Consider the following 22,895-nt stretch of genomic DNA (forward strand, 5'->3'; position numbering starts at 1 on the left):
CCAAAATGAGCTGGATGCAAGAAAACCTCTGTGCCTGCAAAAATAGTCAGAATTCAGGGGTTTACAGAAGCTTGCCAATCGCTATAATCGTCGCCCTAACACGCCGGTATAGCTCAGTTGGTAGAGCAACTGACTTGTAATCAGTAGGTCCCGGGTTCGACTCCTGGTGCCGGCACCATACAAAACGAAGCCCTCGCAGAAATGTGAGGGCTTTGTTGTTTCTGGGGGGTGTTCTTACCGCAGATCCTGATCTGGCAGCCTCACTACTTTCCTGCTGATCACCTACCTGCTCCCACGTCCATCTGCAAACCTTTCTAAAGCCCCGACTCCTGTAACCACGCTCGCATCGATCTTTGTATGCGAAATTTTGGGTTTAGGCGGAACCGTGCAGCGCGATAAATAAATCCGGACCCTTCACGCTTAAAAAGGCATACCGCACGAGCAGCATGATTTTGCGTCCGGAACGGGCGGTAGAAATGGCGCACCAGCCCTTTAACCTCCGCTTCCTGAGAAAACGCGACAGACTCATCTTCCCATCCCCAAAACCGAACATTGCGGCAGCAAAACCAAACAACTATTTCCCCAGTTGCACCCACCCCACCACCACGCTACCCTCCTCCGGTCGCTGCCAATTCAGCGACCGGGCCTGAGAACCCGACATGATGCAGGCGCAACAGCGCCACCAATCACGATTTGCAGGCGTTTTTTTATGCCCGCAGTTTCGTGCAATGGCGGCTGTGCGTGGGAGACCTTCGGGTCTGCCGGGTTCCTGTATCTCCGGTTCTCAGCCTGCGCACAGCTGCCACCCATTCGCCTGAGAACGAACGTGGTAGCTCTCACTTGATATGGGAGTTTTACCGATGAGCGCTCCAAATCCGTCTGGCCTCACTACCCTCGGCGTTACCCCTTTCTCGTTTCACTCTGATCAGCCTTTGTTCCGCGTTAACAGCGGGGTTTCCCTGAGCGAAGCGCTGTCTCACGTTTCCGATTTGCTGCATGTGGCCAAGCTGCTGGCAGAAGATGCGGCGATGATTCGGAATACGGACCGATACGCCTGGGCTTCGCACTATCTGCAAGAGATGAGCAAGGCGGTGATTGATGATGTGGTGAAGGTGTTGGAGTCGCCGGGCAATAATCTGTAGGTGTGTCAGGTTGTGGATGTGTTGGCTGGGCCATCGCCATCGCGGGCAAGCCCGGCTCCCACATTTGATCTTTGTTGTTTGTTCTAGAGTGCCTGGCTTGAAGCCGTCACCCACGAAAACGCCCCGAACCATCACGGTTCGGGGCGTGTTTTATTCAGCCGTATCGCTTAGTGCCCAGCACTCTGCCCACCGTCCACATGCAGAATTTCCCCCGTCACAAACCCAGCCGATTCCAGATACACAATCGCCTGCGCAATATCCCGCGCCTCTCCCATATGCCCAACCGGATGCAGGCTACCCAACGCCGCATGCGTCTCTTCGCCATGCATCGGCGTCTTGATAATCCCTGGGCTCACCGCGTTCACGCGAATCCCGCGCTTGGCGTATTCAATCGCCAGCGATTTGGTCGCCGAGTTCAGCCCGCCTTTGGTCAGCGACGCCAGCACCGATGGCACGCCATCAATCGCGTGGTCCACCAGGCTGGTGGTGATGTTGACGATGTGCCCGGCGCCCTGTTTCAGCATCTCGGTAATCGCCAGTTGGGTGATGTAGAAGAACCCGTTGAGGTTCACGGCCAGGACGTTCACGTAGTCTTCGTGGGTGTAGCTGGTGAAGGGTTTGGCGACGAAGATCCCGGCGTTGTTGATCAGGCTGTCAATGCGGCCAAAACGCGCCACGCCTTCGCGGATCACGCGCTCGGCGGTGGCCGGGTCGGCGATGTCGCCCGCCACGGTGAGGATGTCCGGATCCGTCGACGGTTTGATCGACCGGGAGGTGGCAACCACGCGGTAATCCAGCTCGCGGTAAGCCTTGACCGCAGCCGCGCCGAGGCCTTGGGATGCGCCGGTAATCACAACGACTTTTTTCGAATTGCTCATGATGAAGCCTCTATATAGAAAAGGGGATGGTTCAAGCAGCCACGGCGGACATTTCCCGCAGCATCTGTTCGTAGTAACTGACGGATTGCGACCCGGAGACCAACTGGCGGCCGTTGAGGACCATGGCCGGTACCGAGTTGATGCCGTGCTCGCGGTAGAACGCTTCAAGCTCGCGCACTTCATTGCCGTAGGCGGCAGAGCCCAGCACCCGTCGTGCGCCTTCGATTTCCAGCCCGGCTTCGGCGGCTAAATGGGCCAGGGTTTCGTGGTCGCTGATGTTTTGGCCATCGGTGAAATACCCATGCAGCAGCGCCTTTTTCAGCTCGATCTGTCGCCCTTGCTGCAACGCCCAAAACAGCAACCGATGAGCGTCGAAGGTGTTGTAGAAGTGGCTGCGTTTTTCCAGGTCGAAGGTGAAGCCGATGGCATCGCCGCGCTCCATCAGCATTCTTTTCCCGCTGGCGACTTCTTCAGCGCTGCGCCCGTATTTGCGCATCATGTGGGCGACGGCGTTTTCACCTTCGGCCGGCATGTCGGGGTTGAGTTCGAAGGGTTTGAAGGTCAGTTCAACCTTCACTTCGCCCGCCAGGTTGTCGATGGCTTGTTCCAGGGCAGTGGCGCCCAGGGCGCACCATGGGCAGACCACGTCAGAGATGAAGTCGATGGTGACGCGCGTGCTCATGACGGATTTTCCGCGAGCTGTTTGCGGTACTGGGTGGTGGTAATGCCGGCGTAGCCCCAGTTATCGGTGTCGACTTCTTCGATGACGATGTGGGTCAGGTCGGGGCGTTTGTTAAGGACGCGCTCGAGGGTTTCGGTGATTTCGGCAATGACCTGGGCTTTCTGCTCCGAGGTGACGCCGTCGCGGGTGATACGTACGCTGACAAATGGCATGACAAGGCTCCAGTGACTTGCCCATCGGTGTGTTGGGCAGGCAGTGAGGCCAATTTATGAGGTTGCTTGAAGTGGATAAAGGTGGGGCTGAGTACTTCATTAGTGATGTGATGTAATCAATAGCCCGGATCGCAGGCGTAAAAAAACCCCGAACCAGTCGGGGTTTTTTATTGCCTTGAATCAGGCACGACACCGAATCAATTAGAAAACGTTGATTGGGTAGTCGGCGAACAGGCGGATCTCGTTACCACCCACGTTGTAGTTGCTGGCGTTATTGGAAACGCGCAACCACGACGCACGGGCACGCAGGCTCAGGTCTTTAGCCGGGCCGCTCTGTACCACGTATTTGAACTGGTTGAAGATCTCACGCTCGGTGCCACTGCCGCGGTTGGAACCGTCGTCAATGTTGGTGCCGCGCACGTAGGCGATGTTGTAGGTCAGGCCAGGCACGCCGAAGGCGCTGAAGTCCAGGCCGTAGCCTGCTTGCCAGGAGCGCTCGTCCTTGCCGTTGAAGTCAGACCAGTAGGAGTTGGCCAACAGGATGGTGTTGCCACCGTCGCCGATGCCGCCTGCGTTGCGGTAGCCGCCGTACAGGTAACCGGTGTCACCGGTGCTGCGCTGGTGAGCCACGGTGAAGCTGTGCGGGCCAACGGCCCATGTGGCGCCCAGGCTCCAGATTTTGTTGTCGCGAGCGTCGGCGTCACCTTGGTTTTCCAGGGCGAAGCTGCGGTCCAGCTTGGTTTTGTAGCCGTTGAAGTCAAAGGTCAACGATTGCTTCTCTGGCAGGGCCAGCACGTAGTTGACGTTGACGTATTGCTTCTTCAGCACGTCCTGCATGTTGGAAGCGTAGAGCGCTGCCGACAGGCTTTCGGTGAATTTGTAGCTACCGCCGATGTAGTCGATGCTTTTCAGCGCGCCACTGTCGGAACCCTCGGCGCTCTTGCGAGCTTCCTTGGTGAAGTGACCAGCGTCCAGTTGCAGGCCGGCGATTTCTTTGGAGACGATCGAGGTACCGGTATAGGTTTCGGACAACAGGCGGGAGTTGTCGTATTCCAGGACCGGCACGGCTGGCATCTGATCACCGTACTTGATCACGGTGTTGGAGATGCGTGCCTTGACGGCACCGCCGCCCTTGGCCAGGTCGTTAGCTGCTTCGCCGCTGTCGCCTTGCTTGAAGAAGTCGATACCGCCAGCGCCGCTGCGACCTTTACCACCATCCAGGCGAATGGCGTATTGACCGATCACGTCCACACCCACACCGACGGTGCCTTGGGTGAAGCCGGACTCGAACTTGCCGATGAAACCCTGGCCCCATTCGGCTTTGTCTTGCTTGCCGTTTTTGTAGTCGCGGCTGATGTACGCGTTGCGTGCCGCGATGTTCAGGTGGCTGTCTTCAACAAAACCCTTCGATTGGGATTGGTCGTCAGCCATTGCTTGCGTAGCGCTCAAAATCCCCAGAGCGATCAGCCCCATCCGTTGCTTCAACATTTTCTTATATTCCTTATTACTGGTTGAGTACGCGCTGTGACACCAGGCTCCGTGTTGCTTTTCTGGTGTCGACTCTCCCAGATAAAAAAAGGCCCGCGGACGACTGAATATGCCGCGGGCCTTTTTTTATTGGAGAAGTCATGGCGGTTAGCCACAGGCGTTGGGGCGAATCCTATCCGCGCCCTTTACTGTGTGTCAATTTCGTGAATCTTCTGTATTTAGGCTAAAAAAGTCTAAGAAACATTAAATAGCCATCATCGCGCAAGGCTCTATCAAGCGCTTCTTGGATCTTCACACCCCTGCAGGCCACACATTGGTGCACTCGATTGGGTGGGTTGAATCGAAATTGCGACTCTTTGTCTCAGCCATTCAGAAAAGGCTTCGGGCTTACCGAGCCAAGGGCTGATGTCGAGCAATTGCAGCTGCCCATTCTGCTCCAAGGCCAACGTGGGAAAGCCCTGGCCACCGATTTTTGCCAGCCATTGGCGGCTGTCGTTGATGCGCGCGCGAGTTTCAGCACCCAGGATTTCATTGAAGGCGGCGTTGAAGGCCCGGGGATCCAAACCGATGGATTCGGCCAGGGTCAGCAGCACGTCGTGATCGGCGATTCGGCGACCTTCGACGTAGTGGGCCGTTTGCAAACGTGCCAGCAGTTCAAGGCCTCGACCTGCGATTTTTTCTGCGGTCAGCACGGCGCTGATCGGCGGGGCGGAGTCGAACACCGCGTCGTGGTCCCGCAGCAGGCCTTCGAAATACGCCTCGCCAAACGGTTGCCCGGTGTACTCGGCGATGCGTCGGTCATGAGGCATGACGTAGTCACGCAACTGTGGCGATACGGATTGGCGATTGGCGCCGGTCATCATCCCGCCGCCGTGCAACTGGATCGGTAACACGCTACGGGCGGCGTTCAGCAGCGGCTCGGCGCCGTAACACCAACCGCACAGCGGGTCGTAAATGTAGTGAAGCGTGGCTGCCGACATGACGGGCTCCGATGGACGTTGATGCCCGCCAGATTAGTCTCACGCACAGTTAGGAAAAACCCTGGATTGGCTTTCAGACTGTTTCGAGAATCGGTCGAATATCCCTGTCCTCTTCAGTCTTGCATCAACTCACACAACGCCTGCACTTCATCCTCGCTGAACAACCCCACCGGGTACCGTTCGCTCATCACCCGGCGCGGGTCGGGCGTCCTGATCTGCCTCGAACCGTTTTCCTTCAACCAGAGCGCCAGCGCATGAATCGCGTCACCGTTCACCCGCAAAGGGTGGAACGTGCGCGTGTACATCAGGTTGATATCGGCATTCATTTCAGCGCTCTCTCCGACTGCTTGAGCGGCTAACTTACTCAAGGTTTATGACAGAACCGCTTAGTCATACACCGTGCTCTATGTCCCAACAGCGATACAAGAGCTATGCCAATGTGCCCGGTTTGTGGGGACCTGGACACAAAAAAGCCCACGAACCTGACGGGCCGTGGGCTTGGTGTGAGCGCGCATACCGTAGCGCGCTCGATTGCCGTTCAACCCGGCATCAGGCTGTTACAAGTGCACTCAGTTTTTGTGCGGGGCCGGCTGTTGCTGGGTCAGGCAGTGGATATTGCCGCCCCCCAGTAACAGTTCGCGGCCCGGCACCATCACCACTTCGTGCTGCGGGAACAGGCTCTGCAGGATCTCCCTGGCGCGGCTGTCCAGCGGGTCATCGAAGCTCGGCGCGATGATGCCGCCGTTGACGATCAGGAAGTTGACGTAGGAACCCGCCAACCGCACCGTGGGATTGCGTTCTTGGGTGCCGTCTACCGGGTCGACACCGGCGCATTCTTCCTCGGTGGCGTACAGCGGCCCCGGGATCGGCATTTTATGCACTGTGAACGAGCGGCCCTGAGCGTCGGTGCTGCTTTGCAGTACGTCCATGGCGGCATGGCAGCGTGCGTAGTTCGGGTCTTGCGGGTCGTCGGTCCAGGCCAGCAACACTTCGCCTGGGCGCACGTAGCAGCAGAAGTTATCCACATGCCCGTCGGTTTCGTCATTGAACAGGCCATCCGGCAGCCAAATGATCTTATCCACAGCCAGGTTGGCGCTGAGTACCGCTTCGATTTCCTCACGCTGAAGGTGCGGGTTGCGATTGCGGTCGAGCAGGCATTCTTCGGTGGTGATCAGGGTGCCTTCGCCGTCGACATGGATCGAACCGCCTTCCAGCACAAAACCCTCGGTGCGGTAACGCGGGCTGCGTTCGATCTCGAGGATCTTGCCGCCCACCTGGGCATCGCGGTTCCACGGCGAGTACAGGCCGCCGTCGAAGCCGCCCCAGGCGTTGAAATCCCAGTTCACGCCACGCACTTCGCCGATGTTGTTGATCAAAAAGGTCGGCCCGGTATCGCGTACCCATGCGTCGTCGCTGGACATTTCCACCAGGCGGATATTCGGGACGTCCAGGCGCGCACGGGCGTTTTCGTACTGGCCGGCCGAGACCGCCACGGTCACCGGCTCAAAGCGTGCAATGGCCTTGGCCACCGCCACGTGGGCGGCCTGCGCTGGCTTGCCGCCCAGGCGCCAGTTGTCCGGGCGCTCGGGCCAGATCATCCAGGTTTGGGTCTGTGGCGCCCATTCGGCAGGCATGTAGAAGCCGTCGGCGCGGGGGGTGCTGTGCAAAGTGGTCATGGCGATTCAGGACTCCAGGGAACCGTCGAGGGTTTTAAGCGCACCATACAGGTTCGGACGGCGGTCGCGGAACGAACCCCAGGCGCTGCGGATGTGTTCAAGCTCATCGAGGTCGAAGTGGTGCACCAGAATGCCCTCTTCGGTTTCGTTGAGTTCTGCAACTTTTTCGCCGAACTGGTTGGCGATAAATGACGAGCCATAGAAGGTGATGTCGTAGCCGTCCTGCTCTTCATTGCCGATGCGGTTGCTGGCGACCAGCGGCATCAGGTTGGCGCCGGCATGGCCTTGCTGTACCCGCTGCCAGTGGTCGCGGGACGAAATTGTCTTGTCATGGGGCTCGCTGCCGATGGCGGTCGGGTAGAACAGGATTTCCGCGCCTTGCAGCGCCATGCTGCGGGCGGCCTCCGGGAACCACTGGTCCCAGCAGATGCCCACGCCGATCTTCGCGTAGCGGGTATTCCACACCTTGAAGCCGGTGTCACCTGGGTTGAAGTAATACTTTTCATGGTAGCCCGGGCCGTCCGGGATGTGGCTTTTCCGATAAATCCCGAGGTTGGAGCCGTCGGCATCGATGATCGCGATGCTGTTGAAACGCGCGCGGCCGGCCAGTTCATAGAAACTGATGGGCAGCACCACCTGCAATTCCCGGGCGACTTTCCGGAAGTGCTTGATCGCGATGTTATCTTCAACCGTGGTCGCCAGTTGCAGGTAGTCCGGGTTCGGCTTCTGGCAGAAGTACGGCGCCTCGAACAGCTCCTGGATCAGGATGATCTGCGCGCCCTTGGCTGCGGCCTCACGCACCAGCCTTTCAGCGGTCTCGAGATTGGCTTCAAGGTCCCAGGAACAGGCCATCTGGGTCGCGGCAACGGTAACGATACGGCTCATGAATCATCTCCTCGGCGGCGGGCAAGTGGACGCCTTTATAGCGGATAAAAATCGGCTTTTGAAGCTAATAAATATCCGCTTATCGAAAAATGTTAAAAGTTTACCGATAACAATCGAGTTTATTGTTACAGCCGCTCCTCCAGAACCTTTGCCAACATATGAGATCACCTTGAGCCCCCGTACATCCGACTGTTCCCTCAGATGCTTGAGGGCCGCGTGCTGGTCCTGCAACTCGACGGCCGCGTAATTGCTCCGACAGATTTTCAGCACAAAGCGGCCCCGGTCGCTGTCAATTCGGTAGTTGGGGTCTTGCCGGCAGCCGAGGGACTGCAACGCCCCACCGAGGCCGTAATGCTGCTCAAGTAACCGTGCTGCAGACCCCGGCCCGACGTGCGGGCATGGCTGACCGGCACGATGAATCAACGTGGCGAGCAACATGTGACGCCCCCTGGTGTCTTTATCAGGCGCTTATATCGCCATTGTTAACGGGGGGTTATGCAACCCCTGCAAATGCGGTGTTTCGGCACGCAAATTGCCATCACCCCTTGCACCGTCTCGCGCCACAACTCAAGCTATGCTCCATTCGCTTAATGTCCGTCTAAGGAAAAGGGCTTCCGACATGCGCATTCTCATCACCGGCGGCGCCGGATTCATCGGTTCCGCTCTGATCCGGCACCTGATTAAACACACCGAGCACGAAGTGCTCAACCTGGACAAACTCACCTATGCAGGCAACCTCGAGTCGCTGACCAGCGTCGCGAACAACAGCCGCTATGAGTTCGTCCAGGCCGACATCATCGACCAGGCCACCGTCAGCGCCGTGCTGGCGCGCTTTGAGCCCGACGCGATCATGCACCTGGCGGCCGAGTCCCATGTGGACCGTTCCATCGACGGCCCATCGGATTTTATCCAGACCAACATCGTTGGCACCTACAGCTTGCTGGAGGCTGCGCGCGGCTATTGGCAGAAGCTGGAAGAGCCAGCGAAAAGTGCCTTCCGCTTCCACCACATTTCCACCGATGAAGTGTATGGCGACCTGCACGGCGTTGATGACCTGTTCACCGAGACTACGCCCTACGCGCCCAGCTCGCCGTACTCGGCCAGCAAGGCTGCGTCCGATCACCTGGTCCGTGCCTGGCAGCGCACTTATGGCCTGCCGGTATTGCTGACCAACTGCTCGAACAACTACGGGCCGTTTCACTTCCCCGAGAAGCTGATCCCGCTGGTGATCCTCAACGCCCTGGCCGGTAAACCGTTGCCGGTGTATGGCGATGGCCTGCAAGTGCGCGACTGGCTGTTCGTTGAAGACCACGCCCGCGCGCTGTTCAAAGTGGTAACTGAAGGTGTGGTAGGCGAGACCTACAACATCGGCGGCCATAACGAGCAGAAGAATATCGACGTGGTGCGCAGCATCTGCGGCCTGCTGGAAGAGCTGGCCCCTCAGCGTCCGGTCGGCGTTGAAAAATTTACCGACCTGATCACCTTCGTCAAGGATCGTCCGGGCCACGACCAGCGCTACGCGATCGATGCCAGCAAGATCGAACGCGAACTGGGCTGGGTGCCCGAAGAAACCTTTGAAACCGGCCTGCGCAAAACCGTGCAGTGGTACCTCGATAATCTGGAATGGTGCCGCAGGGTCCAGGACGGCAGTTATCAGGGCGAACGATTGGGCAACACTGACGTTAAGGATTTGATCGCATGATGAAGGGAATCGTATTGGCCGGTGGCTCCGGCACTCGTTTGCACCCTATTACCTTGGGCGTATCCAAGCAGCTGTTGCCGGTGTATGACAAGCCGATGATCTACTACCCGATCTCGGTGCTGATGCTGGCCGGGATCAAGGACATTCTGCTGATTTCCACCCCGGTGGACTTGCCGCAATACCGCAATCTGTTGGGCGACGGCAGCCAGTTTGGCGTGCGCTTCACCTATGCAGAACAGCCGTCCCCGGACGGTCTGGCACAGGCGTTTTTGATTGGCGAAGAGTTTATCGGTGATGATCCGGTGTGCTTGATCCTGGGCGACAACATCTTCCACGGCCAACACTTCGGCGACCAACTGCGCACGGCTGCTGAGCGCCCGTCCGGTGCGACCGTGTTTGGTTACTGGGTCAACGACCCGGAGCGTTTCGGCGTAATCGATTTCGACGCACAAGGCCGAGCCCTGTCCATCGAAGAAAAACCGGCCAAGCCAAAATCCAGCTATGCGGTGACCGGCCTGTACTTCTACGATAACGACGTGATCGAGATCGCCAAGGCGGTCAAGCCATCGCCGCGCGGCGAACTGGAGATCACCGACGTCAACAACGCCTATCTCAAGCGCGGCGACCTGCATGTCGAACGCTTCGGCCGTGGTTTCGCCTGGCTCGACACCGGCACCCATGACAGCCTGCTGGAAGCCTCTCAGTACGTACAGACCATCGAGCACCGCCAAGGCTTAAAAGTGGCGTGCCTGGAAGAAATCGCTTACGAGAACGGCTGGATCGACCGCGACCACCTGCTGGAGCGAGCTAAATACTTTGGCAAGACCGGCTATGGTCAATACCTGTACTCACTGGTCGGGGAGCGTAAATGAAAGTCACCGACACCTCGTTGCCAGGCGTACTGATCATCGAACCGAAAGTGTTCGGCGACGAGCGCGGCTTTTTCTACGAAAGCTTCAACGCCCGGGCCTTTGAAGAGGCCACCGGGCTCAAGCGTGATTTCGTGCAGGACAACCACTCCCGCTCGCAAAAAGGCGTGCTGCGCGGTCTGCATTACCAACTCGAACATACCCAGGGCAAACTGGTGCGCGTCACTGCTGGCGAAGTGCTGGATGTGGCCGTCGACATTCGCCGCAGCTCGCCCAATTTCGGGCAGTGGGTGGGCGTGCGGCTTTCAGCCGACAACCATCGCCAGCTGTGGGTACCGGAAGGCTTCGCCCATGGTTTTGTGGTACTGAGCGACTACGCCGAGTTCCTCTACAAGACCACTGATTACTACCAGCCGAGTGCCGAGCGCTGCATCCTCTGGAACGACCCGACGCTGGCCATCGACTGGGAACTGGCCGAGACGCCGCAACTGTCCGCCAAGGACCTGGCCGGTAAAAGCTTGCAAGAGGCCGACCTCTTTCCATGAACGCACCGTTGAAAATCCTCATCAGCGGCCAACACGGCCAGGTCTCCCGGGAGCTGCAACAGCGCCTCCAGGGCCTGGGCGAGTTGATCGTGCTGGGCCGCGACCAGCTGGACCTGAACCACCCCGAGCAGATCCGCCAGCAAGTGCGCGCCCATCGCCCCGGTCTGATCATCAATGCCGCCGCCCACACGGCGGTGGATCAAGCCGAGAGCGAACCGGACGTGGCCTTCGCCATCAACGCCACCGCGCCCGGCGTTTTCGCCGAGGAAGCCAAGGCACTGGGTATTCCGCTGATCCACTACTCCACCGACTACGTGTTCGACGGCAGCAAGGCCGCGCCCTACAACGAAAACGACGCCACCCACCCGCTGGGCGTCTACGGCGCAAGCAAGCTGGCCGGTGAACAGGCGATCGCCGCAGTCGGCGGTGAACACCTGATCCTGCGCACCAGTTGGGTCTACTCGACCCATGGCAAAAACTTCCTGCTGACCATGCAACGCTTGCTGCAGGAAAAACCGCAGATGCGCATCGTTGCCGACCAGATCGGTGCGCCGACTTGGGCCGGGACCATCGCCAACAGCACCCGTGCCCTGATCGAACGCTGGCAAGCAGGCCAGGCCGGGGACTGGGGTGTCTATCACCTGACCGCCCAAGGCGAGACCTCGTGGTTCGGTTTTGCCCAGGCCATCGGCGAGCAACTACAGGCCAACGGCCGTGCCTGCGCCGAACTGGAACCGATTCCGTCCAGCGCCTATCCGACCCCGGCAAAGCGCCCGCTGAACTCGCGCCTCGATTGCAGCCGCCTGCAACAGCAGTGGCACGTCTCGCAACCGCAGTGGCACGACGCATTGCGCGAGTGTCTTGCCGAGCAGCACTAGGCATAATGCGCCTGTACCCACAGGCGCATGACTTCCATGACTCCACCCCTTCCGCGAAGACCCCGCTGGCGCAGCCTGGCGTTGCTGGCGCTGTGCCTGGCACCGTTGTTGTGGCCGCTGGAGCACCTGGCCGAGCGTTATTACCGCAGCGAACTGGCCGGTCAGAACCGTCAGACGCTGGACCTGTACGTCGCCAACCTGCTGGGCACCCTGCACCGCTACGAAGTGTTGCCACAAATTCTCGGCGACCTGCCGGCCCTGCGTACCGCCATCGACGCCCCCCAGGTCAGCACCAACCTAGTCAACGCCAACCACCTGCTCAAGGACGTCGCCGCCCAAGCCGGGGTGGAAGTGATGTACCTGATGGACACCACCGGCAAGACCCTCGCCGCGTCCAACTGGGACAAGCAGGACAGCTTCGTCGGGCGTAATTTTTCCTTTCGCCCGTACTTCAGCGAAGCCATGGCCGGGCGCCTGGGACGCTTCTTCGGACTGGGTACCACCTCGGCCAAGCGCGGCTACTTCTTCGCCGCCGCCGTGCGCAATGGCGACAGGATCATCGGCGTGCTGGTGGTCAAGGTCGACCTGGACCACACCGAAAGCCTGTGGGGCAACACACCGGAACAACTGCTGGTGACCGACCATAACGGCGTGGTGATCCTCACCTCGCGCCCGCAATGGCGATTCCGCGCCACCCGGCCGCTGACGGACGAAGAACGCCGCGCCATTATCGCCATCCAGCCCTATCCGACCCGCGACCCGCAGCCGCTGAGCCTCAGCCCGACGGCGTGGGTGCGCCAATCCACGGACATCGCCGAAACCGGCTGGAAAGTCGAGATTCTCGCGCCCCGTACCTTGATCAGCCGCCCGGTGCGTACCGTGGTCGCTGTGGGTGGCGCCGCCCTGCTGGTGCTGATGCTGTTGCTCGGCCTGATGATGCAGCGCCGTCGTCACTACCTGGAACGCATCGCCTTCGAAGCCAAGGCCCGTCGCGAGCTGGAGATGCGCGTGATCGAGCGGACCAGCGACCTGGAAGGCCTCAACCGGCGCTTGAAACAGGAAGTGCTGGAACGTGAACATGCCCAGCAGGAACTGGTGCGTGCCCAGGATGACTTGGTGCAGGCCGGCAAATTGTCGGCGCTGGGTACCATGTCGGCGAGTATCAGCCATGAACTCAACCAGCCCCTGGCGGCGATTCGCAGCTACGCGGAAAACGCCGAGATCCTGCTGGACCACCAACGCACCGACGACGCCCGTGGCAACCTCAAGCTGATCAGCGAGTTGACCGGGCGCATGGCCTCGATCATCGCCCACTTGCGCGCCTTCGCCCGACGCGACCGCCACGCACCGGAAAGCGTGGCCCTGCAACCGGCCCTGGACGATGCCCTGGCGCTGCTGGCCAAGCGCAGGCGGTCCATGGAAGTCGAGTTGATCCGCGATTTGCCCGAAGCCACCTTGTGGGTCGCAGCCGGCGAAACCCGCCTGCGCCAGGTGCTGGGCAACCTGCTGGCCAACGCTTTGGACGCCCTGACCGAAAAAGGCCCGCCGCGCAAACTCTGGTTGAGTGCCCAAACCACCGAACAGGGCGTCAACCTGTACATTCGCGACAACGGCCCGGGGTTCTGTATGGAAGCCTTGGGCCGCGCCAGCGAGCCCTTCTACACCACCAAGACCCGCACCCAGGGCCTGGGGTTGGGCCTGGCGATCTGCGACACCCTGATGCGCGCCTTTGGCGGTGAACTGTTGTTCGCCAACCACAAGGAAGGCGGCGCGCTGTTAACCTTGAAACTGCGCGCCGGAGCACCGGGCGTCAGTCTGCAACCGTCCGAGGACCGCAGTGTATGAGTATCGATAACCAGATTCAGGTGGTGTTGATCGACGATGATCCACACCTGCGTCAGGCCCTGTGCCAGACCCTGGACCTGGCCGGGCTGAAGGTCCTGACTCTCGGCGAAGCCCAAGGCTTGACCGCGCGCCTGTCCCGGGACTGGCCGGGGGTTGTGGTGAGCGACATCCGCATGCCCGGCATGGACGGCCTGGAACTGTTGAGGGAGCTCCACGCCCAGGACCCGGAACTGCCGGTGCTGCTGATTACCGGCCACGGCGACGTGCCACTGGCGGTGCAAGCGATGCGTACCGGCGCCTATGACTTCCTGGAAAAACCTTTCGCCAGCGACGCCCTGCTCGACAGCGTGCGCCGTGCCTTGGCCTTGCGCCGTTTGGTGCTGGACAACCGCAGCCTGCGCCTGGCCTTGAGCGACCGCCAACAATTGAGCACCCGCTTGGTGGGACACTCGCCGCAAATGCTGCGCCTGCGCGAGCAGATTGGTGCGCTGGCGGCGACCAAGGCCGACGTGCTGATCCTCGGCGAGACCGGCGCCGGCAAAGAGGTGGTGGCCCGTGCGCTGCACGATCTGTCGAACCGGCGCACCGGCCCATTTGTGGCGATCAACGCCGGCGCACTGGCCGAGTCGGTGGTGGAAAGCGAGTTGTTTGGCCATGAGCCAGGTGCCTTCACCGGCGCCCAGAAGCGGCGCATCGGCAAATTCGAATTCGCCAATGGCGGCACGCTGTTTCTCGACGAAATCGAAAGCATGAGCCTGGATGTGCAGGTCAAGCTGCTGCGACTGTTGCAGGAGCGCGTGGTGGAACGTCTTGGCGGCAATCAGCTGATCCCGCTGGATATCCGCATCATCGCCGCCACCAAGGAAGACCTGCGCCAAGCTGCCGACCAGGGGCGATTCCGGGCCGACTTGTATTACCGCCTCAACGTCGCGCCGTTGCGCATTCCGCCGCTGCGTGAGCGGGGTGAGGATGCGTTGATGCTGTTCCAGCACTTTGCCGACGAAGCCAGCACCCGCCACGGGCTACCGATGAAAGAGCTGCAACCGGGGCAACGCGCGCTGCTGTTGCGTCACAGCTGGCCGGGCAATGTGCGCGAGCTGCAAAACGCCGCCGAGCGTTTCGCCCTGGGCCTTGAGCTGGCGCTGGACAGCACCTCGGACAGCCCTTCAGCCAGTCTCCTGACCAGCACGCCCGGGGGGTTGAGCGAACAGGTTGAGCAGTTTGAAAAAAGCCTGATCGCCGCAGAGCTGGCACGCACCCACAACTCCATGCGCAGTCTTGCCGAAGCCCTCGGTGTGCCGCGTAAAACCCTGCACGACAAACTGCGCAAGCACGGACTGAATTTCGCTGACAGCGGCAACAGTCACGCTGACGACGAATGACCCTTTTCCACCTGACACGAGGCCACCATGAGTCGCGATAGCCGTTACCTGGAGTCGATCCTTCACCACGACATTCCCTTGACCCGGGAAATGGGCCTCAAGGTTATCGACTGGCAGGACCGGCGACTGCAACTGCACTTGCCGCTGGACGCCAACATCAACCACAAGAGCACCATGTTTGGTGGCAGCCTGTATTGCGGCGCCGTGCTTGCGGGTTGGGGTTGGTTGCATTTGCAGTTGCGTGAGGAAGGGATCGAAGACGGGCACATCGTGATTCAGGAAGGGCAGATCAGTTATCCGCTGCCGGTGAGTACCGATGCGACGGCGATTTGCCCGGCACCTGATGAGAAGGTGTGGAAGCGGTTTTTGGCAACCTATAAACGGTATGGCCGGGCGCGCTTGGCGCTGGAGACATGGATCGTCAACGAGGGCAGTGAAGAGCGAGCCGTGGCCTTTACCGGGCAGTACGTCCTGCACCGCTAGAAGCCATTACCCATAACCACTGTGGGAGCTGGCTTGCCTGCGATAGCGTACTGTCAGTCGATATTTTTGTTGGCTGGCCCACCGTTATCGCAGGCAAGCCAGCTCTCACAATTGATCGGTGTTTGGTTTAAGAGCGGGCAAGAGTCAGTAACCGCTCACGCCACTCCGCTTTAGCCGGTAATGCCAAAAAGAACGGATTCAGTAGCGACTCTCGCGCCGGATAGCTGAACGGCTGCCCATTCAATTCCAGCACCTCACCACCCGCCCCTTCCAGTACGCCCTGTGCCGCGGCGGTGTCCCACTGCGAGGTCGGCGCCAGACGCGGGTAGCAATCGGCGCTGCCTTCGGCCAACAGGCAAAACTTCAATGAACTGCCGATATTGGCCAGCTTCAACTCACCCAATCCGGCGCTCAAGCCAGCGAGCAAGCGGTCCTGTTCAGGGCTCGTGTGGCGACGACTGGCAACCACGGTAAACGCTTCACCCGTCGCCGGTGTCTGGCGCACCTGGATTTGCTTGGGCGCAGCGCCCACATCGGAACGCCAGGCACCCAGACCGGCACCACCGAAGTAGCACCGACCGCTGGTGGGCATCGACACTACGCCGAACACCACGCGGCCTTTTTCGATCAGGGCGATGTTGACGGTGAACTCCTCGCTGCCGGAGATGAATTCCTTGGTGCCATCCAGCGGGTCCACCAGCCACCAGCGCTGCCAACCGGCACGCACGCTCTGGTCAATGTCGGCGTCTTCCTCCGAGAGCACCGGAATGCTCGGGTCCAGGGCAGTAAGCCCGGCGAGGATCAAGTGATGGGCAGCCAGATCGGCGGCGGTGACCGGTGAATCATCGGTCTTGGTGGTCACGGCAACATCGGCGCGCCAATACGGCAGGATGACTTCACCGGCCTGGCGGGCCAATTCGATCACGGGGGCAATAAACGGGTGACCCAGGAACAGTTCGCTCATGGCTGGAACGCCCCGCGTTGAGTCAACAGGTCGCGCACCAGATACAGCGCCGCCAAGGCACGGCCCTCGCTGAACTGCTCGTTCTGCGCCAACTGCGAGAGCTCCCGCAGGTTGACCCGGTCGACACGCATGGGCTCCGGCTCGTCGCCTTCCAGGCGTTCTTCATACAGTTCGGTGGCCAGCACCACCTGGATTTTCTGGCTCATGTAGCCGGGGGACAGCGACAGCTCGGTGATGTGTTCCAACTGTCGGGCGCCAAAACCGGCTTCTTCCTTGAGCTCACGGTCTGCTGCCGCCAACACGTCTTCGCCCGGTTCGATCAAGCCCTTGGGCAGTGACAGCTCATACTCGTCGGTGCCGCCGCAATATTCTTCGATCAGCAACGCATGGTCCGAGTCGATCATCGCCACAATCATCACCGCGCCATAACCGGCCCCCCTTCCCACCAGGCGCTCGTAGGTCCGCTCCACGCCATTGGAAAAGCGCAATTGCACTTCCTCCACGCGGAACAAACGGCTACTGGCGACTATTTCGCGGGCGAGGACGGTGGGTTTCTGGCGCATGAGCGGCTCCTTGGCGTGATCGGGTTACTATACCGTGGCTTTTCCGATTGTCTGTGTCGGATATCTTTTCTTACATGAGTGTTCTTTATGCCTCCATTGCCCTGGCACGCCATCGACACCGTCCTGCTGGACATGGACGGCACCTTGCTCGACCTGCACTTCGACAACCATTTCTGGATGGAGCACCTGCCCCAGCGCTATGCCGAGTTGCATGGTGTGAGCCGGGCCATGGCCGAGATGGAGTTGCAACCACTGTTCGAGCGTAACGCCGGACAGTTGCAATGGTATTGCCTGGATTTCTGGAGCGCCGAACTCAAGATCCCGGTGCGCGAACTCAAGCTGGAAACCGCGCACCTGATCGCCTTGCGCCCGGATGCCGATACGTTCCTGGCGGCGATCAAACAGGCCGGCAAGCGGGTGATCCTGATCACCAACGCCCATCGGGATTCGCTGTCGTTGAAGCTGGAACGCATCGAGTTGGCGCCTTATTTCGAGCGACTGATCAGTTCCCATGATTATGGTTTTGCCAAGGAAAACCCACAGTTCTGGGACGCCCTGCACGCCGACATCGCCTTCGACCCGGCCCGCAGCCTGTTTATCGACGACACCTTGCCAATCCTGCGCAGCGCCCGGGCCTTTGGCGTGGGGCACTTGCTGGCGGTGAAGGAACCGGACAGCCGGAAGGGGCCCAAGGACACGGCGGAGTTTGCAGCGGTTGGGGATTACCGGGAATTGATCGTAGGTTTGTAACAACGCTGAAGATCCAATGTGGGAGCGGGCTTGCTCGCGAATACGGTGTTTCAGCCACTGAATATATTGACTGATCCACCGCTTTCGCGAGCAAGCCCGCTCCCACATTTGGTCCGCGTATTACTCAGGAATACGCAGCGTCTGCCCTGGGTAGATTTTGTCCGGATGGGACAGCAGCGGCTTGTTGGCCTCGAAGATTTTGTTGTACTGGTTGGCGTTGCCATACACCGCCAGCGAAATCGCACTCAGGGTGTCGCCCTTTTTCACCACTACAAAGCGGGCGGCAGCGACAACCGGACCGGAAACAGTGATCTGGTCATCAACACTCGCAACGCCGGCGATGTTGCCCAGCGCCAGCAATATCTTCTCTTTCTCTTCCTGGCTGGCGACTTCACCTGTCACGGTCACCTTGTCACCGTCGACGGTGGTTTGCACATTGGGGTTACCCAACCCGACCTTGGCCACGTGATCCTTTAACTGCTCGCTCGCGTTGGCATTACCCGGCGTCAACAGATCAATCAGCTTCTCGCCCGCTTCCTTAACAAAGCTAAAAATACTCATGGTGCGCTCTCCTTGGGATTTAATTTCCAGATGCCAAAGACTAGACCAGTCCTACAGAATTGGGTTCCAGCCTGACCAAAGACCCAAACACGCTAGAATCCCACCGCATTGGAATAAGCCCGGAGCGAAGATGGACATCAAACAGCTGAAATTCCTCATCGCCCTCGACGAAACCCGTCACTTCGGCCAGGCGGCGGCGCGCTGCCACATCACCCAGCCGACCCTGTCGATGCGCCTGCGCAGCCTGGAAGAAGAGCTGCAGTTGCCGCTGGTCAATCGCGGCCAGCGCTTCGAAGGCTTTACCGCCCCCGGCGAACGCGTGCTAGCCTGGGCACGCACGGTGCTGGCGGCGTACGACGGTTTGCAGGCCGAGGCGGCGGCGTGTCGCGGCAATCTGGTGGGCACGTTGCGCCTGGGGGTGGTGCCGTTGTCGAGTTTCGATCCACTGGCATTGATGCAGAAGCTGCACAAGGGACACCCGAGCCTGCGCTTTGAGTTGTCCGCGTTAAGCTCCGAGCAAATCCTCGAACAACTGGCGAGCAACCGCCTGGATCTCGGCGTGTCGTACCTCGAACGCCTGGACGCCGAGCGTTTCGACTCCCTGGCCTTGGGCGAAACCCGCATGGGCCTGCTGTACGACCAACGGTTCTTCAGCTTCGGCGACAAGCCGTTGAGCTGGGAAGCGCTGATCGAACTGCCGTTGGGCATGCTCACCAGCGGCATGCACTTTCGCCAGTCCATCGACCACAACTTCCACAGCCGAGGCCTCAACCCGCAGCCGCTGTTGCAGACCGACGCCGTCCATCAATTGTTACAAGCTGTGCACGGCGGCCTGTGTTGCGCGGTGATGCCACTGGACGGCGGCCTCGATGCCCTCACCGAGCACCTGCGCCTGCAACCCATTGAAGACGCTCACACGCTGGCCCGCCTCGGGCTGATCATGCGCCGCAGTGCGCCCCGCTCGGCGCTGGCGGAAGCGTGTTTTGCGCTGTACCAGAAATCGCTGCTGGAACCTTGATCGACAGCATCTATCGGTAGATCAGTACTGACGATTAGACGCGACCCTTTGTCGCGCCTAGTCTTACAGCTGAATACTTCCGGTGGTAATGCCCAATGAACGCCCAGCGCCCAGTCTGCGCGGCGCCCGCCCTCGAAACGCCCGCGCCCGCCGCCAGCCAGAGCTACCAGTTTTGTAATCTCGAACACACCGAATCGGCCAGCACCGCGCTCGCCGAGGAAGTGGCGTTGGCGATTGCCTATAACGACATCAGCCAAGCGGTGATGCTGGTGACGCCAACTGACCTTGAAGACTTCATTGTCGGCTTCAGCATCGGTAGCGGCATTATCGAAGATGTTAGCGACATTTATGACCTGAAAATCAGCGGCTCGGGTTCGACCCAATACGCCCAGGTGCAGATTTCCAGCCGCGCCTTCTGGAATATGAAGCAGCAGCGCCGGCAACTGGCTGGCACCAGCGGCTGTGGACTGTGCGGCGTAGAAGCCGTGGAGCAAGCGCTGCCCGACCTCAAGGTGCTGCCCGGCGCGCCCCTGCCGCCCGCCGAATGGCTGGATGGCCTGCGCCAACGCATCAGCGCGTTTCAACCGCTGGGCCAGTACAGCGGCGCAGTGCATGCGGCAGTCTTCATGAACAATCAGGGCGAATTGCTGCTGGGCCGTGAAGACATCGGCCGGCATAACGCCCTCGACAAGCTGATCGGGGCACTGATCCGCCAAAAGATTCCGACCGACGGCGGCCTGGCGATTGTCACCAGCCGCTGCAGCCTCGAGCTGATCCAGAAAGTATTGCGCGCAGGCATCCAGACCTTGGTCAGCCTGTCGTCGCCCACCGGCCTGGCCTTGCAATGGGCCCGCCGGCACAACCTCAATCTCATCCACCTGCCGCAGAAAAGTGCGCCGCGGGTCTATAGCCCTGCGATGGAGAATCAAGCGTGAGCACTCATCATCAAGCCGACGACAAACCCACCCCGCGCTACAAGCCCTACAAAGGCCCGGCGGGTGGCTGGGGCGCCCTGATCAGCGTGGCGCAAGCCTGGCTGACCAGCGACAACGCGCTGAAAAACATCCGCATGATGCTCAAGACCAACCAGAACGGCGGCTTCGACTGCCCGGGCTGCGCTTGGGGTGATTCGCCGGAAAGCGGCATGGTCAAGTTCTGCGAGAACGGCGCCAAGGCAGTCAACTGGGAAGCCACCAAGCGTCGGGTCGACGCGGCCTTCTTCGCCAAGCACAGCGTCAGCGCGCTGCTGGAGCAGAGCGACTACTGGCTGGAATATCAGGGCCGCCTGACCGAGCCGATGAGCTACGACGCCGAAACCGACCGTTACAAGCCCATCAGCTGGGAATCGGCTTTCGACCTGATCGGCAAGCACCTCAATGCGCTGCCAAACCCGGACATGGCCGAGTTCTATACCTCGGGCCGGGCCAGCAACGAGGCGGCTTACCTGTATCAACTGTTCGTGCGTGCCTACGGCACCAACAACTTCCCGGACTGCTCGAACATGTGCCACGAAGCCAGCGGCGTCGCCCTGGCGCAAAGCGTGGGCGTGGGCAAAGGCACCGTAACCTTCGATGACTTCGAGCATGCGGACGCGATTTTCGTCTGGGGCCAGAACCCCGGCACCAACCATCCACGTATGCTCGAGCCATTACGTGAGGCGGTAAAACGCGGCGCCCAGGTGGTGTGCATCAACCCGCTGAAAGAGCGTGGCCTGGAGCGTTTCCAGCACCCGCAACACCCGCTGGAAATGCTCACCAACGGCGACAAACCAACCAACACTGCCTACTTCCGCCCGGCGCTGGGAGGCGACATGGCCATCCTGCGGGGCATGGCCAAGTTCCTGCTGCTGTGGGAACGCCAGGCCCAGGCCGAAGGCAAAGAGGCCGTGTTCGACCACGACTTCCTTAATGAACACACCGCCAACGTGCTGGATTACCTGGGCAAGATCGACGACACCTCATGGGATGAGATCGTCGAGCAGTCCGGCCTGACCCTGGTGGAGATCGAGCAAGCGGCGCGCATGTACGCCAAAGGCAAGAACGTGATCATGTGCTGGGCGATGGGCATCACCCAACATCGCCACTCGGTGCCGACCATCCAGGAAATCGCCAACCTGATGCTGCTGCGCGGCAACATCGGCCGCCCGGGCGCGGGCCTGTGCCCGGTGCGTGGCCACAGTAACGTGCAGGGCGACCGCACCATGGGCATCAACGAACGGCCACCGGTGGCGTTCCTCGACTCCCTGGAGCGTCGCTTCCAGTTCCAGGTACCGCGGGACAATGGCCACAACGTGGTGGAAGCAATTCACGCCATGCTCGAAGGCCGCTCCAAGGTATTTATCGGCCTGGGTGGCAACTTTGCCCAAGCCACGCCGGACAGCCCGCGCACCTTTGAAGCACTGCGCAATTGCGACCTGACCGTGCAGATCAGCACCAAGCTCAACCGCAGCCACCTGATGCACGGCAAGGACGCGTTGATCCTGCCATGCCTGGGCCGTACCGACATCGACATCCAGGCCGAAGGCCCGCAAGCGGTGACCGTGGAAGATTCCTTCAGCATGGTCCATGCCTCCAACGGCCAGCTGCAGCCATTGTCGAAACAGATGAAATCCGAGCCTGCGATTCTGGCGGGCATTGCCGCCGCTACCTTGGGCAGTAAGCCGGTGGACTGGAACTGGCTGGTGGCCGATTACGACCGCATTCGCGACCTGATCGCCGACACCATTCCGGGCTTCAAGGACTTCAACGAACGCCTGAAAAACCCGGGCGGTTTCTACCTGGGCAACTCGGCCGGTGCACGTCGCTGGAACACCCCGTCGGGCCGTGCCAACTTCCGCCCGAACGTCCTGCCCAAGGACCTGGTGCACGAACGCACCCGCAACACCGGGCAATTGCCGGACCTGATCATGCAGTCGATGCGTTCCCACGATCAGTACAACACCACCATTTATGGCCTGGACGACCGCTATCGCGGGGTCAAGGGTCAACGGGATGTGTTGTTCGTCAACGAAGCCGACATCATCCGCCTGGGCTTCAAGCCAGGACAGAAGGCTGACATCGTGTCGATCTGGGATGACGGCCGTGAGCGTCGGGTGAAGGGCTTTACCTTGCTGGCGTTTGATATTCCGGCGGGGCAGGCTGCAGCTTATTACCCGGAAGTGAATCCGCTGGTGCCGCTGGAAAGCACTGGGGATGGCAGCCATACGCCAACCTCGAAGTTTGTGGCGATCCGCCTGGAAGCAGCGAGTGCAACCGGCTTGATCATGGCGAAGTCGGCCTAAGCGACACCTCGCCACAGACAGCACCCGCGTTTTTTACAGGCACAAAAAAGGCCGCTTTTGCATAAAAGCGGCCGTTCAGAAGTAAATAAAGACTCGCAAAAACAACTTAAGT

At 60.3% G+C, this 22,895-nt stretch carries 23 protein-coding genes, 1 tRNA gene and 1 pseudogene; 13 read left to right on the forward strand and 12 right to left on the reverse strand.

Going from position 1 to position 22,895, the window contains the following annotated elements:
- The first annotated feature begins 102 nt into the window (after positions 1–102).
- Positions 103–178, forward strand: a tRNA-Thr gene (locus JFU58_RS31280).
- Positions 179–860: 682 nt separating this feature from the next.
- Positions 861–1,142 carry a DUF3077 domain-containing protein gene (locus JFU58_RS31285; protein WP_177054000.1) on the forward strand — a complete coding sequence of 94 codons (282 nt, stop codon included), beginning with the start codon at positions 861–863 and terminating at the stop codon, positions 1,140–1,142.
- Positions 1,143–1,309: 167 nt separating this feature from the next.
- On the opposite strand, the gene JFU58_RS31290 is transcribed toward JFU58_RS31285, so the two are convergent.
- From JFU58_RS31290 to JFU58_RS32390, 9 genes and pseudogenes are all read right to left on the reverse strand, one after another.
- On the reverse strand, positions 1,310–2,020 hold the full coding sequence (locus tag JFU58_RS31290) for an SDR family NAD(P)-dependent oxidoreductase (RefSeq protein ID WP_003218108.1): 711 nt from the start codon (positions 2,018–2,020) through the stop codon (positions 1,310–1,312).
- 31 nt (positions 2,021–2,051) lie between these two features.
- Positions 2,052–2,702, reverse strand: coding sequence for a DsbA family oxidoreductase (locus tag JFU58_RS31295; RefSeq protein ID WP_201143059.1), 651 nt, complete (start codon positions 2,700–2,702; stop codon positions 2,052–2,054).
- Positions 2,699–2,914 carry a tautomerase family protein gene (locus JFU58_RS31300; protein WP_003218111.1) on the reverse strand — a complete coding sequence of 72 codons (216 nt, stop codon included), beginning with the start codon at positions 2,912–2,914 and terminating at the stop codon, positions 2,699–2,701. Before JFU58_RS31300 ends, JFU58_RS31295 begins: the two co-directional genes overlap by 4 nt.
- A gap of 201 nt (positions 2,915–3,115) precedes the next feature.
- Positions 3,116–4,402 carry an OprD family porin gene (locus JFU58_RS31305; protein WP_201143060.1) on the reverse strand — a complete coding sequence of 429 codons (1,287 nt, stop codon included), beginning with the start codon at positions 4,400–4,402 and terminating at the stop codon, positions 3,116–3,118.
- Between the two features lie 272 nt (positions 4,403–4,674).
- Positions 4,675–5,382: a DsbA family protein gene (locus tag JFU58_RS31310; protein ID WP_201143061.1), complete on the reverse strand. Its 708-nt coding sequence runs from the start codon at positions 5,380–5,382 to the stop codon at positions 4,675–4,677.
- Between the two features lie 113 nt (positions 5,383–5,495).
- Complete coding sequence (locus JFU58_RS31315; protein WP_017478139.1) at positions 5,496–5,708, reverse strand: hypothetical protein; 213 nt, start codon at positions 5,706–5,708, stop codon at positions 5,496–5,498.
- A gap of 243 nt (positions 5,709–5,951) precedes the next feature.
- Positions 5,952–7,058: an agmatine deiminase gene (gene aguA, locus JFU58_RS31320; protein WP_201143062.1), complete on the reverse strand. Its 1,107-nt coding sequence runs from the start codon at positions 7,056–7,058 to the stop codon at positions 5,952–5,954.
- Positions 7,059–7,064: 6 nt separating this feature from the next.
- Complete coding sequence (gene aguB, locus JFU58_RS31325; RefSeq protein ID WP_201143063.1) at positions 7,065–7,943, reverse strand: N-carbamoylputrescine amidase; 879 nt, start codon at positions 7,941–7,943, stop codon at positions 7,065–7,067.
- A gap of 162 nt (positions 7,944–8,105) precedes the next feature.
- Positions 8,106–8,381, reverse strand: a pseudogene (locus JFU58_RS32390) (phosphotransferase); the annotation flags it as partial.
- A gap of 181 nt (positions 8,382–8,562) precedes the next feature.
- Between JFU58_RS32390 and rfbB the strand changes: the two are divergent.
- From rfbB to JFU58_RS31365, 7 genes are read left to right on the forward strand one after another with little or no spacing between them, the layout of a single operon-like run.
- Positions 8,563–9,645: a dTDP-glucose 4,6-dehydratase gene (gene rfbB, locus JFU58_RS31335; protein WP_201143065.1), complete on the forward strand. Its 1,083-nt coding sequence runs from the start codon at positions 8,563–8,565 to the stop codon at positions 9,643–9,645.
- Complete coding sequence (gene rfbA, locus JFU58_RS31340; protein ID WP_063033570.1) at positions 9,642–10,517, forward strand: glucose-1-phosphate thymidylyltransferase RfbA; 876 nt, start codon at positions 9,642–9,644, stop codon at positions 10,515–10,517. The genes rfbB and rfbA overlap by 4 nt, the downstream gene beginning before the upstream one ends.
- On the forward strand, positions 10,514–11,059 hold the full coding sequence (gene rfbC, locus JFU58_RS31345) for a dTDP-4-dehydrorhamnose 3,5-epimerase (protein WP_201143066.1): 546 nt from the start codon (positions 10,514–10,516) through the stop codon (positions 11,057–11,059). The genes rfbA and rfbC overlap by 4 nt, the downstream gene beginning before the upstream one ends.
- Positions 11,056–11,937 (forward strand): dTDP-4-dehydrorhamnose reductase, encoded by an 882-nt coding sequence (gene rfbD / locus JFU58_RS31350; protein WP_201143067.1) that lies wholly within the window; start codon positions 11,056–11,058, stop codon positions 11,935–11,937. The genes rfbC and rfbD overlap by 4 nt, the downstream gene beginning before the upstream one ends.
- Positions 11,938–11,973: 36 nt before the next feature.
- Positions 11,974–13,782, forward strand: a complete 1,809-nt coding sequence (locus tag JFU58_RS31355; RefSeq protein ID WP_201143068.1) for a sensor histidine kinase — start codon at positions 11,974–11,976, stop codon at positions 13,780–13,782.
- On the forward strand, positions 13,779–15,164 hold the full coding sequence (locus JFU58_RS31360; RefSeq protein WP_063033574.1) for a sigma-54-dependent transcriptional regulator: 1,386 nt from the start codon (positions 13,779–13,781) through the stop codon (positions 15,162–15,164). Before JFU58_RS31355 ends, JFU58_RS31360 begins: the two co-directional genes overlap by 4 nt.
- 27 nt (positions 15,165–15,191) lie before the next feature.
- Positions 15,192–15,647: a YiiD C-terminal domain-containing protein gene (locus JFU58_RS31365; RefSeq protein ID WP_177071061.1), complete on the forward strand. Its 456-nt coding sequence runs from the start codon at positions 15,192–15,194 to the stop codon at positions 15,645–15,647.
- Positions 15,648–15,774: 127 nt separating this feature from the next.
- Here JFU58_RS31365 and cysQ read toward each other — a convergent pair whose 3' ends face one another.
- On the reverse strand, positions 15,775–16,611 hold the full coding sequence (gene cysQ / locus JFU58_RS31370; RefSeq protein ID WP_017478129.1) for a 3'(2'),5'-bisphosphate nucleotidase CysQ: 837 nt from the start codon (positions 16,609–16,611) through the stop codon (positions 15,775–15,777).
- Positions 16,608–17,174: an ADP compounds hydrolase NudE gene (gene nudE, locus JFU58_RS31375; protein WP_003213218.1), complete on the reverse strand. Its 567-nt coding sequence runs from the start codon at positions 17,172–17,174 to the stop codon at positions 16,608–16,610. The genes cysQ and nudE overlap by 4 nt, the downstream gene beginning before the upstream one ends.
- A gap of 87 nt (positions 17,175–17,261) precedes the next feature.
- On the opposite strand from nudE, the gene yrfG reads away from it, so the two are divergent.
- Complete coding sequence (yrfG, locus tag JFU58_RS31380) at positions 17,262–17,924, forward strand: GMP/IMP nucleotidase (protein WP_063033576.1); 663 nt, start codon at positions 17,262–17,264, stop codon at positions 17,922–17,924.
- Positions 17,925–18,044: 120 nt separating this feature from the next.
- Here yrfG and lysM read toward each other — a convergent pair whose 3' ends face one another.
- Positions 18,045–18,485: a peptidoglycan-binding protein LysM gene (gene lysM / locus JFU58_RS31385; RefSeq protein ID WP_010168967.1), complete on the reverse strand. Its 441-nt coding sequence runs from the start codon at positions 18,483–18,485 to the stop codon at positions 18,045–18,047.
- Positions 18,486–18,615: 130 nt separating this feature from the next.
- Between lysM and JFU58_RS31390 the strand changes: the two genes are divergently transcribed.
- The 3 genes from JFU58_RS31390 to JFU58_RS31400 all read left to right on the forward strand — a co-directional run bounded on the left by JFU58_RS31390 (position 18,616) and on the right by JFU58_RS31400 (position 22,783).
- Complete coding sequence (locus JFU58_RS31390; protein WP_177025826.1) at positions 18,616–19,503, forward strand: LysR family transcriptional regulator; 888 nt, start codon at positions 18,616–18,618, stop codon at positions 19,501–19,503.
- Positions 19,504–19,598: 95 nt separating this feature from the next.
- Entirely contained in the window at positions 19,599–20,438 is an 840-nt protein-coding gene (gene fdhD / locus JFU58_RS31395; RefSeq protein WP_017478125.1) for a formate dehydrogenase accessory sulfurtransferase FdhD, read from the forward strand.
- A complete protein-coding gene (locus tag JFU58_RS31400) occupies positions 20,435–22,783 on the forward strand; it encodes an FdhF/YdeP family oxidoreductase (RefSeq protein ID WP_017478124.1) in 2,349 nt (782 codons plus the stop codon). Before fdhD ends, JFU58_RS31400 begins: the two co-directional genes overlap by 4 nt.
- Positions 22,784–22,895: the final 112 nt, after the last annotated feature.

This window comes from Pseudomonas sp. TH34, from assembly GCF_016650865.1.
Taxonomy (GTDB): domain Bacteria; phylum Pseudomonadota; class Gammaproteobacteria; order Pseudomonadales; family Pseudomonadaceae; genus Aquipseudomonas; species Aquipseudomonas yamanorum.

Bases quoted from the DNA above. Each gene is read 5' to 3' on its own strand.
- JFU58_RS31285 (WP_177054000.1), top strand. From the start codon at position 861: ATGAGCGCTCCAAATCCGTCTGGCCTCACTACCCTCGGCGTTACCCCT.
- JFU58_RS31290 (WP_003218108.1), bottom strand. From the start codon at position 2,020: ATGAGCAATTCGAAAAAAGTCGTTGTGATTACCGGCGCATCCCAAGGC.
- JFU58_RS31295 (WP_201143059.1), bottom strand. From the start codon at position 2,702: ATGAGCACGCGCGTCACCATCGACTTCATCTCTGACGTGGTCTGCCCA.
- JFU58_RS31300 (WP_003218111.1), bottom strand. From the start codon at position 2,914: ATGCCATTTGTCAGCGTACGTATCACCCGCGACGGCGTCACCTCGGAG.
- JFU58_RS31305 (WP_201143060.1), bottom strand. From the start codon at position 4,402: ATGTTGAAGCAACGGATGGGGCTGATCGCTCTGGGGATTTTGAGCGCT.
- JFU58_RS31310 (WP_201143061.1), bottom strand. From the start codon at position 5,382: ATGTCGGCAGCCACGCTTCACTACATTTACGACCCGCTGTGCGGTTGG.
- JFU58_RS31315 (WP_017478139.1), bottom strand. From the start codon at position 5,708: ATGAATGCCGATATCAACCTGATGTACACGCGCACGTTCCACCCTTTG.
- aguA (WP_201143062.1), bottom strand. From the start codon at position 7,058: ATGACCACTTTGCACAGCACCCCCCGCGCCGACGGCTTCTACATGCCT.
- aguB (WP_201143063.1), bottom strand. From the start codon at position 7,943: ATGAGCCGTATCGTTACCGTTGCCGCGACCCAGATGGCCTGTTCCTGG.
- rfbB (WP_201143065.1), top strand. From the start codon at position 8,563: ATGCGCATTCTCATCACCGGCGGCGCCGGATTCATCGGTTCCGCTCTG.
- rfbA (WP_063033570.1), top strand. From the start codon at position 9,642: ATGATGAAGGGAATCGTATTGGCCGGTGGCTCCGGCACTCGTTTGCAC.
- rfbC (WP_201143066.1), top strand. From the start codon at position 10,514: ATGAAAGTCACCGACACCTCGTTGCCAGGCGTACTGATCATCGAACCG.
- rfbD (WP_201143067.1), top strand. From the start codon at position 11,056: ATGAACGCACCGTTGAAAATCCTCATCAGCGGCCAACACGGCCAGGTC.
- JFU58_RS31355 (WP_201143068.1), top strand. From the start codon at position 11,974: ATGACTCCACCCCTTCCGCGAAGACCCCGCTGGCGCAGCCTGGCGTTG.
- JFU58_RS31360 (WP_063033574.1), top strand. From the start codon at position 13,779: ATGAGTATCGATAACCAGATTCAGGTGGTGTTGATCGACGATGATCCA.
- JFU58_RS31365 (WP_177071061.1), top strand. From the start codon at position 15,192: ATGAGTCGCGATAGCCGTTACCTGGAGTCGATCCTTCACCACGACATT.
- cysQ (WP_017478129.1), bottom strand. From the start codon at position 16,611: ATGAGCGAACTGTTCCTGGGTCACCCGTTTATTGCCCCCGTGATCGAA.
- nudE (WP_003213218.1), bottom strand. From the start codon at position 17,174: ATGCGCCAGAAACCCACCGTCCTCGCCCGCGAAATAGTCGCCAGTAGC.
- yrfG (WP_063033576.1), top strand. From the start codon at position 17,262: ATGCCTCCATTGCCCTGGCACGCCATCGACACCGTCCTGCTGGACATG.
- lysM (WP_010168967.1), bottom strand. From the start codon at position 18,485: ATGAGTATTTTTAGCTTTGTTAAGGAAGCGGGCGAGAAGCTGATTGAT.
- JFU58_RS31390 (WP_177025826.1), top strand. From the start codon at position 18,616: ATGGACATCAAACAGCTGAAATTCCTCATCGCCCTCGACGAAACCCGT.
- fdhD (WP_017478125.1), top strand. From the start codon at position 19,599: ATGAACGCCCAGCGCCCAGTCTGCGCGGCGCCCGCCCTCGAAACGCCC.